Genomic DNA, 13154 nt, shown 5'->3' with positions numbered 1-13154 from the left:
GGGGCAATAACGCTGGCATGACCGACTCGATCTCCCTCCCCGCCCATCACTGGCCCATTCTCGAACCCGGCTGGGTCTGGCTCTGTGGCGCGGGTCCGGGCGATCCGGGCCTCTTGACCCTGCATGCGCTCAACGCGCTGCGGCAAGCCGACGCCATCGTCTATGACGCGCTGGTCGACGAGCGCATCCTCGACTGGGCGCCGGAGGCCGAAAAGATCTATGCCGGCAAGCGCGGTGGCAAACCCTCGGCCAAGCAGCGCGACATCTCGCTCAGGCTGGTCGAGTTGGCCCGCGCCGGACGGCGGGTGCTGCGGCTCAAGGGCGGCGACCCCTTCGTCTTCGGTCGCGGCGGGGAGGAAGCGCAAACGCTGGTGCAGCACGGGGTGCAGCTGCGCATCATTCCCGGCATCAGCGCCGGCATCGGCGGGCTGGCCTATGCCGGCATCCCGGTGACGCATCGCGACGTGAACCAGTCGGTGACCTTCGTCACGGGGCACGACCAGTCCGGCTCCGCGCCCTCCTCGATCGATTGGGGCGCCATCTCGCGCGGCAGCCAGGTCATCGTGATCTACATGGGGATCAAGCACGCTGCACAGATCGCGCAGGCGCTGCTGGGCGCCGGGCGCGACCCGGCCGAGCCCGTGGCGGTGGTGGCGGGCGCCACGACCCCGTCGCAGAAGGTGCTCGAAACTCGGCTCGACCGGATGGCCGAGGACATCGCCCATACCCGGCTCGAGCCCCCGGCCATCATCTGCATCGGCCGCGCCGCGCTGATGCGGCAGGTGCTCGACTGGCAGGGGCAGATCGCGGGCGAAACGCCGCGCGACCTCGACCCGCTGGGACGCGGACGGCCCGCCGAGCAGGGCTGATGCCCGGCCTGCTGATCGCCGCGCCGTCCTCCGGCTCGGGCAAGACCACGGTGACCCTCGGGCTGCTGCGGGCGCTGTGGCGGCGCGGTGTGCCAGTCAGAGTCGCAAAATCAGGGCCCGATTACATCGATCCGCGTTTTCACGAGGCGGCCTGCGGTGCGCAGTGCTTCAATCTCGATGCATGGGCCATGGGCGAGCAGCGACTGCGCGCGCTGGCCGGCGACCGCGACCTGCTGCTGGTCGAGGGCGCCATGGGGCTGTTCGATGGCGCTCCCCCGGATGGGCGCGGCGCCAGCGCCGATCTGGCGCGGCTCTTCGATCTGCCGGTCGTTCTGGTGATCGACGCGGCGCGCATGGCGCAATCCGTGGCTCCTCTCGTGGCGGGCTTTGCGGGATTCGATCCTAGGTTGCGGATCGGCGGCGTGATCCTGAACCGGGTGGGATCCGCTCGGCATGAGGCGATGCTGCGCAGGGCGCTGACGCCGACCTTGATACCAGTGCTGGGCGCGCTGCCGCGTGATACGGCTCTGGCGCATCCATCGCGACACCTGGGTCTGGTGCAGGCGCATGAGCGCCCCGATCTCGAGAATTTCCTCGACATGGCGGCGGGGATGGTCGAGCGGCATCTCGATATCGATGCGCTGCTCGCGCTGTCCGAGACGGCCGCACCGCGCCCGCAGGTATCCGCCCCCTCCGTGGCACCGCCCGCGCAGCGCATCGCGGTGGCGCGGGATGCCGCCTTCGCCTTCGCCTACCCGCATCTCCTGGAGGACTGGCGGGCGGCCGGGGCAGAGATCCTACCGTTCTCACCGCTCGCCGACGAAGCGGTGCCCGAGGCGGATCTCGTCGTGTTGCCCGGTGGTTACCCGGAGCTTCACGCCGGTCGATTGGCGGCTGCCCAGAACTTCATGCAGAGCCTTCGCATCGCATCTCATGATACTGATATATATGGAGAATGCGGCGGCTACATGGCGCTTGGCCAAGGACTGACAGACGCCGAGGGCACGCTGCACCGCATGGCCGGGCTGCTCGATCTATCGACCTCCTTCGCACAGCGGCGGCTGCATCTGGGGTACAGGAACGTCACCGCGGATCGGGGGCCATTCGCCGGCGATTGGTCGGCGCACGAGTTTCACTACGCCACCACGCTCGCCGCCCGGGGTGACGCCCTTTTCACTGCCCGCGACGCCGAGGGAACGGTCCTGCCGCCGATGGGGCTTCGCGCAGGGCGGGTCTGCGGCTCCTTCGCGCATCTGATCGATCGCAGGTGACAGGAGCGCCGGTGACCGCTACCGGTAATGCATGACAAACGCACCCATCACCGACGACCGCCGCGCCAAGCGCAACACCGCGATCCTTGCCGCCGCGCAGGCAGTGTTGGGCGCGCAGATGCCGATCCTCTTCGTGATCGGCGGGCTGGTGGGGGCAGAGCTGTCGCCCAACCCCTGCCTCGCGACGCTGCCGATCTCGCTGATCGTATTCGGCTCGATGACCACCGCACCATGGATTTCGCCGCTGATGCAGCGACGCGGCCGTCGTGCGGGCTTCGTGATCGGCGGGCTTGCCGGTGCGCTTGGCGCCGCGCTGGGCGCGCTGGGCCTTCTGATGGGCTCCTTCGCGGTGCTGCTGCTCGGCTCCTACGTCACCGGCATCTACATGTCTGCGCAGGGCTTCTACCGCTTTGCCGCCGCTGATTCGGCCTCGGAGAGCTTTCGGCCGAAGGCGATTTCCTGGGTCATGGCGGGCGGGCTTGGCGCCGCGATCATCGGCCCGCAACTCAACAAGGTCGTGCTCGACGCCCTCGCGGTGCCGTTCCTGGGCAGCTACCTCGCGGTCGTGGCGCTCAACCTCGTGGGGCTGACACTGTTTCTCGGGCTCGACCTGCCGCGCGGCACGACATCGGACCCGACGGTCGCTCCGACCCCTGCCCGGTCCCGTCGGACGCTGCTGCGCGAACCCGGTATTCTGGTGGCGATCCTGTGCGGCATGATGGCGTTCGGGCTCATGAACCTCGTGATGACCTCGACGCCGCTGGCGGTGGTCGGCACCGGGCACGGGCGCGACCACGCCAACGACATCGTCTCGGCGCATGTGCTGGCGATGTATCTCCCCTCCTTCTTCACGGGCCACCTGATCGCCCGCTTCGGCGCGGCGAACGTCGTCGGGACCGGGCTGGCGCTTCTTGGGCTTGCCGGGCTGACCGGGCTGGCCGGCACCGGCCTGCCGATGTTCTACGGTGACCTGATCCTGTTGGGGCTGGGCTGGAATTTCGGCTTCATCGGCGCGACGGCGATGCTGACCGCAGAGCACCGGCCCGAAGAGCGCGGGCTAGTTCAGGGCCTCAACGACACGATGGTCTTCGGCTTCGTCACCTTCGCCTCGCTCTCCTCGGGCGGGCTGATGAACTGCTCGGGCGGGCTCCCCGCCCAGGGCTGGCTTTCGGTCAACACGGCGATGTTCCCGGGGCTGGCGCTGGCGGGCGGCGCGCTCGTCTGGCTGCGCTGGCGTCGCCGCGCGGTCACCAGCGCCCCGTAGCCGCCTTCAACGCCAGCGCCGCCGCGCTTGCCGCAGGCCCGGGGACCAGAGCGCCGCGGGCCGCGCGCCCGGGATCGGCCGCCGCCCGCCGAAGGATGCCTTCGGCCTGCCACGCCGCGCGCAGCGCCGGGATCGCCGGTTTCGTCAAGCGCGCGCCTCGGGCCTCGCGCAGGGCGTCTAGTCCACGCCGGGCGAATTGCGCCACCGCCTCCGGCCGCCCGTCGACGAGCGGACGCTTGCCGCGCTCCTCGAAGCCCGGGATCGCGACGAGCCACAGCGCGACGCCGTGACCGAAGCCCAAGCGACGGATCGCGGCCTCTTCCTCAGCCTTCGCGCCCAGCGCCTTGGCCGAGAGCCACATCAGCGCCCCGGCAGTGGCATCGAGATGCGCATCAAGCTCGGCCTGATCCTCGAACGGATCGGCATAGATGTCCCAGCGCCGGGCCGCGACAAGCCTGTCAAGCGCGGCCTCCGGCAGATCCGCCTGCCGCGCCACCTGTGCCAGAGGCGTCGCCACCTCATGCGCGCGCACCGGCCCGCCACCGGCGATCTGCTCGACCACATCGCGCCACCATTGCAGCCGCATCTCGGCGATCATCGGCTCCTTGGTCACGAAGGGTGCGCGCGCCACTTCGAGGTTGAAGGCATAGAGCGGAAACAGCTTTTCGCGCGCAGCCACGGGAGCGGCCATGGCGGCGCGAAACCGCTCGGGATCGCCGCGTTCGACCAGCCGCGCGCAGGCTTCGAGGCTCATGCGATTCCCCTGTTCATCTTTCCTGAAATACGCGGTCACGACCTCAGCGCCGCGCGACCGGCTCGGCCTTGTCGCGCACCAGCTTCCATCGGATGGCGTCGACCAGCGCGTCGAAGCTGGCATCGACGATGTTGGCCGAGACGCCGACCGTGGACCAGCGGTTGCCGTCGCCATCCTCGCTGTCGATGATGACGCGGGTGACCGCCTCGGTGCCGCCATCGGTGATGCGCACCTTGAAGTCCACCAGATGCACGTCGTCGATCACCGATTGGTAGGGGCCGAGATCCTTGCCCAGCGCCCGGCTGAGCGCGTTGACCGGGCCGCGATCCGAACCGTCCGGCCCGGCGCTTTCCGACACGCTCATCACCTTCTCGCCGTCGATCTTCACCACGACGACCGCCTCCGAGAGCGACACCATCTTGCCGCGCTTGTTGCGGCGGCGCTCGACGGTCACGCGATAGCGCTTGACCTCGAAGAAGTCCGGCAGGCGCCCCAGCTCGTCCAGCGCCAGAAGCTCGAAGCTGGCCTGCGCGGTGTCGTAGGAATAGCCGCGCGATTCCTGTTCCTTGATCCGGTCGAGGATGCGGGCCAGCGCCGGGTCGCCCTTTTCCACCTCGATGCCCGCGCGGACGAGACGTTCGCGCAGGTTCGACTGCCCGGCCTGGTTCGACATCGGCACGATGCGGCTGTTGCCGACCAGCGAGGGTTCGACATGCTCATAGGTCGAAGGGTTCTTGGCGATGGCCGAGGCGTGCAGCCCCGCCTTGTGCGCGAAGGCCGAGGCGCCGACATATGGCGCCTGCTTCATCGGCACCCGGTTGAGAATGTCGTCGAGCAGCCGCGAGGCATGGCGCAGCCCCTTCAACGCCTCGAAGCTCACCCCAGTCTCATAGGCCGAGGCGTAGGGTTCCTTGAGCAGCAGCGTCGGGATCAGCGTGGTCAGATTGGCATTGCCGCAGCGCTCACCAAGCCCGTTGAGCGTGCCCTGGATCTGCCGGGCGCCCGCTTCGACGGCGGCGAGCGAGCAGGCCACGGCCTGACCGGTATCGTCGTGGCAATGGATGCCGAGATGGTCTCCGGGGATGCCGGCCGCGATTACCTCTCGGGTGATGGTGGCGATCTCGTGCGGCATCGAGCCGCCATTGGTATCGCATAGCACGACCCAGCGGGCCCCGGCCTCGTAGGCGGCGCGGATCGCGGCGAGGCTGTAATCCGGGTTCGCCTTCCAGCCGTCGAAGAAATGCTCGGCGTCGAACAGCGCCTCGCGCCCCTGCGCCACGATATGGGCGATGGAGTCGCGGATATTGGCGAGGTTCTCGTCGAGCGTGATGCCGAGCGCCGTGGTGACGTGGAAATCATGCGCCTTGCCGACGATACAGACCGACGGCGTGTTGGCGTTCAGCACCGCGGCCAGCACCTCGTCATTGGCGGCCGAGCGTCCGGCGCGCTTGGTCATGCCAAAGGCGGTCATCGGCGCGCGCGTCGCCGGAGCGGTTTCGAAGAACTCGCTGTCCGTGGGATTGGCGCCGGGCCAGCCGCCCTCGATCTGGTCGATGCCGAGCGCGTCGAGCGCCTCGGCGATCTGGATCTTTTCGCGGGTCGAGAACTGGACCCCTTGTGTCTGCTGCCCATCGCGGAGCGTCGTGTCGTAGAGATAGAGCCGGTCGGTCACGATTGTTCCCCCAGCTTGGCGGCGTCGAAGCCGGGCCCGGGCTGCCAGCTCGCCTGCCCACCCATGTCGGTGACCTGCACGCCGGCGGCGTTGAGGATATCGCGGATGCGGTCGGCCTCGGCCCAGTTCTTGGCGGCGCGCGCCTGCGCTCGCTGCGCGAGAAGCGCGGTCACGGCGGCATCGACCTCGGGCGCGACCTCGGGCCCGGCATCAGCGCCCGCCAGCTCGGCCAACGCGTCCCAATCCTCGATCAGCCCCATCAGTTCGAGCGCGACGGCGAAGGGCACTAGCTTGGCAGGCGTCCGGGCCTGCGCGAGCACGTGCATCCGGGCGATCGCACCGGGGGTGTTGAGATCGTTCGCAAGTACGCCGAGGAACTCATCGTCCATGGCCCAGTCGCCCGAGGCCTTGAGATCACGCACCATCTTCGCGGTGAAGCCATGCGCGTGCAGGACCCCGTACCACTTGGCCAGCGTTGCCTCGGCCTCGGCGCGTTTTTCCTCGGTCCAATCCATCGGCTTGCGGTAATGCGTGCCCAGCGTGACGAGGCGGATCACCTCGCCCGCGATGCCCCGATCCAACAGGTCGCGCACGGTGAAGAAGTTGCCCAGCGACTTGGACATCTTCTTGCCCTCGACCTGCAGCATCTCGTTATGCATCCAGATCCGCGCGAAGTCGCCCTCGGGATGGGCGCAGGCGGATTGCGCGATCTCGTTCTCGTGGTGCGGAAACTGCAGGTCGATGCCGCCGCCGTGGATGTCGAAGCTTTCGCCGAAGAGCTGGTACGACATGGCCGAGCATTCGATATGCCATCCCGGCCGGCCGCGCCCGACGCTCTGGCCCTCGATCACCGGGCCGTCCCAGCCCGGCTCGTCGCCGGTCGAGGGCTTCCACAGCACGAAATCCATCGGATCGCGCTTGTAGGGCGCGACCTCGACCCGGGCCCCGGCGATCATGTCCTCGACATCGCGTCCCGAGAGGCGGCCATATTCGGCATAGCTCGCCACCGAGAACATCACATGGCCTTCGGCGGTATAGGCGTGGCCCGACAGCGCGAGGCGTTCGATCATCGCGACCATCTGGCCGATATAATCGGTGGCGCGCGGCTCGTGATCGGGGCGCAGCGCACCGAGCGCGTCCATGTCCTGATGGTACCAGAGCACCGTTTCCTCGGTGATCTCGCGGATCGGGCGGCCGATGGCCGCGGCGCGGGCGTTTATCTTGTCGTCGACGTCGGTAAAGTTGCGCGCATAGGTCACGTGGTCGCGGCCATAGACCTCGCGCAGCAGCCGGTAGAGCAGATCGAACACCAGCACCGGGCGGGCATTGCCCAGATGCGCCCGGTCATAGACCGTCGGCCCGCAGACATAGAGCCGGACGTTGTCCGGATCGATCGGCGTGAACTCCACCTTGCGGCGGGTCTTGGTGTCGTGCAGGCGGATCGTCGTCATGTGGGCCTCGCAGGCGGTGACGCCGGCGGGCTGATCCTGTGTTCCATCGGGGAAACGTGAGAGCGGCCCGCGTGACGCAAGTCAGCAGGAAATGATGCAGCCGATGATGTTGCTCGTGCTCGTCATGGCATGCGATCTAGCAGCCGGGCCGCGCCGCGTCCAGCGTCTCGGGCGATTGACAGCACCGCATCCGCACGGCCTTTTGGGCGCCATGACAGTTTCGCATCGCATCACGCATATCACCGGCGGCGGCTCGGATGGCTGGGACCTTTTCCGCAAGGCCCGCCGGATGATCGCCCAAGGCCGCCCCGTCATCGAGCTGACCATCGGCGAGCATGACATCCGCACCGATCCGCGGATCCTCGACGCCATGGATGCGGCGGCCCGCGGCGGTCATACCGGCTATGCCGCTGTACCTGGCATTCCCGATCTGCGCGCCGAGATCGCGGCGCGCGTGACGGTTCAGAGCGGCATCGAGACCACCCCCGAGGAGGTGCTCGTCGTGCCCGGCGGGCAGGCCGGGTTGTTCATGGCGCACCACGCGACCTGCGATGTCGGCGACGGCGCGCTCTACATCGACCCCTACTACGCCACCTATCCCGGCACGATCCGCGGCGCGGGCGCGGTGGCGCTCCCGGTCGAAGCGCGCGCGCGCGACGGCTTCGTGCCGCGCACGGCCGATATCGAGGCCGCGATCGAGGGCTTCGACGGGCGGGTGCGCTCGTTGCTTCTCAACACACCCAACAACCCCACCGGCGCCGTCTATGGGCGCGAGGCGCTGGCCGAGATCGCGGAACTCTGTACGCGGCGTGACCTGTGGCTGATCTCGGACGAGGTCTATGAGGGTCAGGTCTGGGAAGGCGAGCATATCAGCCCGCGCGCCCTGCCCGGCATGGCCAAGCGCACCCTGGTCGTGGGATCGATGTCCAAGGGCCATGCGATGACCGGAAGCCGGGTCGGCTGGATCGTCGGACCCGGCGAGGCGGTCGCGGCGCTCGAGGACCTTGCCACTCACATGTCCTACGGCATCCCCGGCTTCATCCAAGACGCGGCGCTGGAGGCGCTGCGGATGGGCGTGGGGTTCGAGACGGAGGTGGCCGCGCCGTTCCGGCGACGGCGTGACATCGCGGCGCGGCTGCTGGCGGCGCAGCAGGTGGTGCGCGCGGTGCCGATGCAGGGCGCGATGTACGCCTTTCTCGACATCCGCGCGACCGGCCTCGACGGCGAGGGATTTGCCGATCGGCTGCTTGAGGAGCGGCAAATCGCCGTGATGCCGGGCGAAAGCTTCGGACGGGCGGCGGCGGGCCATGTGCGGGTCGCGCTCACCGTCGACGATGCACGGCTCGAGCATGCCTTGGGAGAACTGCTGGCTCTCGCGGCGCAGCTGGCACGAAAAAGGGGGTCGGAACCGACCCCCCGGACCGCCTGAACGGTCATGTTCCGATCGAAGCCGGCCCGGCATGACGCCGGGCCGGTTCCGGATCAGAACTGGTAGGACACGCGCGCGGCGGCGGTGGTCGCGTCGAGATCGTTGTCGGTTTCGCCCAGATCCTCGAACTCGTGCTGGAGGATCTCGCCGCCCACCACGATGTTCTCGGTGACCTTGTAGTCCACGCCGGCACCATAGACGTAGCCGTCGAACTGGTCGTCGCCGGCGACTTCGTCGGCGGTGTAGGCGCTGGCGTAGCCGGCGGTCACGTAGGGCATGAAGGCGCCCGCGTCGTAACCGGCGCGCAGCTTGGCAGCGGCAACGCCGTCGATCTCGGCGCCGGCGTCCTCGTCACCGATCTCGGTGCCGACATAGGAGAGTTCGCCACCCATCACGAAGCGGCCGAAATCGTAGTTGTAGCCGACCTGGCCACCATAGACGGCGCCATCTTCGTCGAAGCCGAGGTCATCGGACTCGGACTGGCCGTAGCCGAGCTGGCCACCGGCGTAGAAGCCGGTCCAGTCGGCGCTGGGCGCGACGACGGGGGCGACGGCCACGGGGGCCGCGGGGGCGACGGGGTCGGCGACGGGCATGGCCAGACCGCCGGCAAAGGCGGGGGCAGCTGCGAGGCCGAGAACAACGGCGAGGGAGGAAGTCGAGAATTTCATTTGTAGCTCCTGTTCCTTCTGTCCCCGGACGCACGTGTTTGGGAGGTGGCGTCCAAGGCGAACGGCCGGAAAATGTCCGGCGCGTCCGGCCTAGAACACATGAACGAAGCGGAAGTTCGAGCCCATTGCAGAAAAATGCACAGCCCTGTCGCAGCCGATCGGCGGAACCCTGCTGAGGTTCTGGGCGGATCAGTGCCGGGCGCTGTCGCGCAGTACCCCGAGCACTGCCTCAGGTTGCACGTCGGAGGTGACGAAGGCTTGACCGATACCGCGCGCCAACACGAAGCGCAGCTTGCCGTCCCGCACCTTCTTGTCCTGCCGCATCAGCCCGAGCAGCGCTTCGGCCGGTGGCAGATCGCCGGGAATCGCCCTGAGATCGGCGCGCATGCCCATTTCTGCCAGATGCGCGCGGACCCGGGACGGGTCTTCCTGCGCGCAGAGCCCGAGCCGGGCGGACAGGTCGAAGGCCAGCGCGCAGCCGATCGCCACGCCTTCGCCATGCCGGAGCCGGTCGGAATAGCCCGTCGCCGCCTCGAGCGCGTGGCAGAAGGTATGGCCGAGATTGAGCAGCGCCCGGTCCCCCTGCTCGGTTTCGTCGCGCATCACGATCTCGGCCTTCATCTTGCAGGACCGGCGCACCGCCTCGAGCCGTGCCGCGGCGTCACCGTCGCGCAGGCTGGCACCATTGGCCTCCAGCCATTCGAAGAAGGCCGCGTCGCCCAGCAGGCCGTATTTCACCACTTCGCCATAGCCCGAGAGGAATTCGCGCTCGGGCAACGTGTCGAGAAGGGAGATGTCGGCGAGCACCATGACCGGCTGATGAAAGGCCCCGGCAAGGTTCTTGCCCTGCGCTGTGTTGATGCCGGTCTTGCCACCGACCGAGCTGTCGACCTGCGCCAGCAGGGTGGTCGGGATCTGCGCGAAGCGGATGCCGCGCCGGGTGATGGCCGCGGCGAAGCCCGCGAGATCACCGATCACGCCGCCACCGAAGGCCACGACCAGATCGCCGCGTTCGACCCGCTCCTCGATCAGCCATTCGGTGGCACGGGCCAGCCCTTCCCAGGACTTGGTGCCCTCGCCCGGCGGCAGCGCGAGACTGACCGACTCGATTCCCTCGACCGCGAGCCCCGCCTCAAGCGCGCCCAGATGCCCCCGCGCCACGGTTTCGTCGGTGATGATCGCGACCCGCCGGCGCCGCAGCAGCGGCTTGAACCGTTGCCCGGCCTGCGCCACGAGCCCGGCCCCGACATGGATGTCATAGGCACGGCCCGGCAGATCGACGCGAACCGTGGCGATGCGCGAGGCGGTGGCGAAAGCGGTCATGGGCGGGTCTCCAGTATATCGGGCCGCTGCGCGAGCGTCTCGATCACACGGTCGGTCGTGACCTCGATCGAATCGCCGGGCCGGGCGACGAGGCGCATTGGCGCCTCGGCATAGATCGGGCGCCGCTCGTCGAGCAGCCGGGACAGCGTGCCGCGCGGGTCGGGGGTGCGCAGCAGCGGCCGGGTGGATTTGTGACGGACCCGCTCCCAGAGCAGGTCGAGATCCGCGTCGAGCCAGAGCGCGGCGCCCCGCGCCGCGATCGCGTCGCGATTGCGTGGAGCAAGAAACGCACCGCCGCCGGTCGAAACGACGCGTGGTCCGGCCTCGAGCAACCGTTCCAGCACCTCGCTCTCGCGGGCCCGAAAGAACGCTTCGCCGTCGCGCGCGAAGATTTCGGCGATGGAGCACTTGGCGGCCTCTTCGATGGCCGTGTCGCTGTCGACGAAGCCGCAGCCGAGCCGGGCCGAGAGGGCGCGGCCGATCGCGGTCTTGCCGGAGCCCATCATGCCGACCAGCACCACCGGCCGGCGCAAACGCATCGCGCTGCCGTCACCGCTCCTGCGCGCCTTTCCTGCCGCCATAATGCCCCCGTCGCGGCCCGACCTGCGGGCCCTCGCAAATTCCTGCCCTGAATGACGTGATCTCGGCCGAAAGACCAGTTATGAATCGCTCGTAAGAGGCGGCGCGCGGCCGCCCGTGACCCGGGGCAAGAGGACGAGCGGGATGTTGAGACGACTGATCTGGGCGCTGGTGAAGGCGGCGTTGATCCTCGTGGTGCTGGCGGCTCTGGGCCTGCTGGCCTACGCCTATGTGGGGCCGATGCTGTTCCCCGCCGATTTCGCGGCCCCTGTGTCGGAGGTGGTGAAGCCCGTCACCATCGAGATCGGGCGGTGAGGAAGGCGGGCCTCCTTCTCGCGCTGGTTCTGGGTCAGCCGCTGCTGGCACAGGATGCCGAGACCGGCGGAGAACCGCTGTCGGCGATCGACTGGCTGTCGCGTTCCGTCGCCCCCAATCCGCCCCCCGCTCCGACGGTCGAGCCGCCCGTGGCCGAAAGCGCGGCCGCGCCGCAGGTCTCGGTGCAGCCGCTCGATTCGCGTTCGCCGGACTCGGTCGGCCTCGTCGCGCCACGCATTTCGGGGCTGCCGCGCGGGCTGTGGTCGGCCAGCGAGCAGGAGCGACTGGCGGCGCTGATCGCCGCGCAGAAGCTCGACACCCTGCCCGCCATCGAACAGCTCATGCGGCTCCTGATGGTCGCCGAGGCCGACCCGCCCGTGGATGCCGATGCCCGCGGCACCCTGTTCCTCGCCCGGATCGACCGGCTGCTCGAAATGGGCGCTCTCGAACCTGCGGCAGAGATGCTGGTCGAGGCCGGTCCCGACGATCCGGACCGCTTCCGGCGCTGGTTCGACACCGCGCTGCTCACAGGCGAGGAAACCCAAGCCTGCCACGCGATGCGCAACAAGCCGACCATCGCCCCCACCCGCCCCGCGCAGATCTTCTGTCTTGCCCGTGACGGCGACTGGCAGGCGGCGGCCCTGACGCTGAACTCCGCCCGCGCGCTGGGCGAGGTGACCGATGCCGAGGACGCGATGCTGTCGCGTTTTCTCGACCCCGATCTCTATGAGGGCGAGCCGCCGCTGGCAGAGCCCGAACGTGTGACGCCGCTGGTCTATCGTCTGCGCGAAGCGGTCGGCGAGGCGATGCCCTCCGGCTCCCTGCCCCGCGCCTTCAGCCACGCGGATCTGCGTCAGACCAAGGCGTGGCGCGCTCAGATCGAGGCGGCGGAGCGGCTGGCGCGGCACGGTGCCATCGAGCCGGCGCGGCTGTTCGGCATCTATACCGACCGGGTGCCGGCCGCATCCGGCGGAATCTGGGACCGCGCGAGCGCCGTCCAGGCCTTTGACGCCGCGCTGCGAAAGGCCGACGCGATGGCCGTAGCCGAGAAATTGCCGGAGGTCTGGGAGATCATGCGCGAGGCGCGCCTCGGCACGGCCTTCGCCCAGCATTTCGGCCCGCAGATCGCCGAGTTGGACCTGCCAAAGGACGTTGCCGAAACCGCCTTCACCATCGGCCTGCTCGGTCCTGACTACGAGGCCGTGGCGTTGGAACACGAGGCGCGCGACGCGGAGGAGGAGATGCTCGTCGCCTTGGCACGCGGCCTGCCCGAAGGGACGCGATCCGACCTCGCCCCCGAGGACGACCCGATCGCGCTGGCGCTTTTGAACGGGTTCGAGGCGGAGCAGCCGTCCGAGGCGCTGGTGCAGATGATCGATGAAGGCCGGGTCGGCGAGGTGATCCTGCGGGCGATCTCCTTGATCGACGAGGGCCGGGCCGGCGACACCGGCGCGCTGAGCGAGGGCCTGGCGGCGCTGCGCGCGGTCGGGCTCGAGGACCCGGCGCGCCGCATCGCACTGCAGATGCTCATCCTGGAGCGCGACGCGTGAGCGATGCGG

At 69.0% G+C, this 13154-nt stretch carries 12 protein-coding genes; 6 read left to right on the top strand and 6 right to left on the bottom strand.

Annotated elements, in window-relative coordinates; translation table 11 throughout:
• The first annotated feature begins 17 nt into the window (after positions 1 to 17).
• From cobA to ACRAQ3_RS06670, 3 genes are read left to right on the top strand one after another with little or no spacing between them, the layout of a single operon-like run.
• Entirely contained in the window at positions 18 to 869 is an 852-nt protein-coding gene (gene cobA / locus ACRAQ3_RS06680) for a uroporphyrinogen-III C-methyltransferase (protein ID WP_432256106.1), read from the top strand.
• A complete protein-coding gene (locus ACRAQ3_RS06675) occupies positions 869 to 2140 on the top strand; it encodes a cobyrinate a,c-diamide synthase (RefSeq protein ID WP_432256105.1) in 1272 nt (423 codons plus the stop codon). The genes cobA and ACRAQ3_RS06675 overlap by 1 nt, the downstream gene beginning before the upstream one ends.
• A gap of 31 nt (positions 2141 to 2171) precedes the next feature.
• Positions 2172 to 3404, top strand: a complete 1233-nt coding sequence (locus ACRAQ3_RS06670) for an MFS transporter (RefSeq protein WP_432256104.1) — start codon at positions 2172 to 2174, stop codon at positions 3402 to 3404.
• Here the strand turns inward: ACRAQ3_RS06670 and ACRAQ3_RS06665 are convergent.
• From ACRAQ3_RS06665 to cysS, 3 genes are read right to left on the bottom strand one after another with little or no spacing between them, the layout of a single operon-like run.
• Complete coding sequence (locus ACRAQ3_RS06665) at positions 3388 to 4158, bottom strand: squalene/phytoene synthase family protein (RefSeq protein ID WP_432256103.1); 771 nt, start codon at positions 4156 to 4158, stop codon at positions 3388 to 3390. The two genes, ACRAQ3_RS06670 and ACRAQ3_RS06665, sit on opposite strands and share 17 nt — an antisense overlap.
• Before the next feature lie 43 nt (positions 4159 to 4201).
• A complete protein-coding gene (cimA, locus tag ACRAQ3_RS06660) occupies positions 4202 to 5830 on the bottom strand; it encodes a citramalate synthase (RefSeq protein ID WP_432256102.1) in 1629 nt (542 codons plus the stop codon).
• A complete protein-coding gene (gene cysS / locus ACRAQ3_RS06655; RefSeq protein WP_432256101.1) occupies positions 5827 to 7281 on the bottom strand; it encodes a cysteine--tRNA ligase in 1455 nt (484 codons plus the stop codon). Before cysS ends, cimA begins: the two co-directional genes overlap by 4 nt.
• Positions 7282 to 7492: 211 nt before the next feature.
• On the opposite strand from cysS, the gene ACRAQ3_RS06650 reads away from it, so the two are divergent.
• Positions 7493 to 8710: a pyridoxal phosphate-dependent aminotransferase gene (locus ACRAQ3_RS06650; protein ID WP_432256100.1), complete on the top strand. Its 1218-nt coding sequence runs from the start codon at positions 7493 to 7495 to the stop codon at positions 8708 to 8710.
• 53 nt (positions 8711 to 8763) lie between these two features.
• On the opposite strand, the gene ACRAQ3_RS06645 is transcribed toward ACRAQ3_RS06650, so the two are convergent.
• The 3 genes from ACRAQ3_RS06645 to ACRAQ3_RS06635 form a co-directional block, all read right to left on the bottom strand.
• The gene (locus tag ACRAQ3_RS06645; RefSeq protein ID WP_269398118.1) at positions 8764 to 9378 is read right to left on the bottom strand and encodes an outer membrane protein; all 615 of its coding nucleotides are present in this window, start codon (positions 9376 to 9378) and stop codon (positions 8764 to 8766) included.
• 189 nt (positions 9379 to 9567) lie between these two features.
• On the bottom strand, positions 9568 to 10701 hold the full coding sequence (gene aroB / locus ACRAQ3_RS06640; RefSeq protein ID WP_432256099.1) for a 3-dehydroquinate synthase: 1134 nt from the start codon (positions 10699 to 10701) through the stop codon (positions 9568 to 9570).
• Positions 10698 to 11282, bottom strand: a complete 585-nt coding sequence (locus tag ACRAQ3_RS06635; protein ID WP_269398116.1) for a shikimate kinase — start codon at positions 11280 to 11282, stop codon at positions 10698 to 10700. Before ACRAQ3_RS06635 ends, aroB begins: the two co-directional genes overlap by 4 nt.
• A gap of 142 nt (positions 11283 to 11424) precedes the next feature.
• Between ACRAQ3_RS06635 and ACRAQ3_RS06630 the strand changes: the two genes are divergently transcribed.
• Complete coding sequence (locus tag ACRAQ3_RS06630) at positions 11425 to 11595, top strand: hypothetical protein (RefSeq protein WP_165761491.1); 171 nt, start codon at positions 11425 to 11427, stop codon at positions 11593 to 11595.
• The gene (locus ACRAQ3_RS06625) at positions 11592 to 13145 is read left to right on the top strand and encodes a hypothetical protein (RefSeq protein ID WP_432256098.1); all 1554 of its coding nucleotides are present in this window, start codon (positions 11592 to 11594) and stop codon (positions 13143 to 13145) included. The genes ACRAQ3_RS06630 and ACRAQ3_RS06625 overlap by 4 nt, the downstream gene beginning before the upstream one ends.
• The last annotated feature ends 9 nt before the right edge of the window (positions 13146 to 13154 follow it).

Source organism: Limimaricola sp. AA108-03, from assembly GCF_050847355.1.
GTDB lineage: Bacteria > Pseudomonadota > Alphaproteobacteria > Rhodobacterales > Rhodobacteraceae > Limimaricola.
The sequence above is the reverse complement of the archived record's forward strand: the minus strand, read 5'-3'. Positions and strand labels throughout refer to the sequence as shown.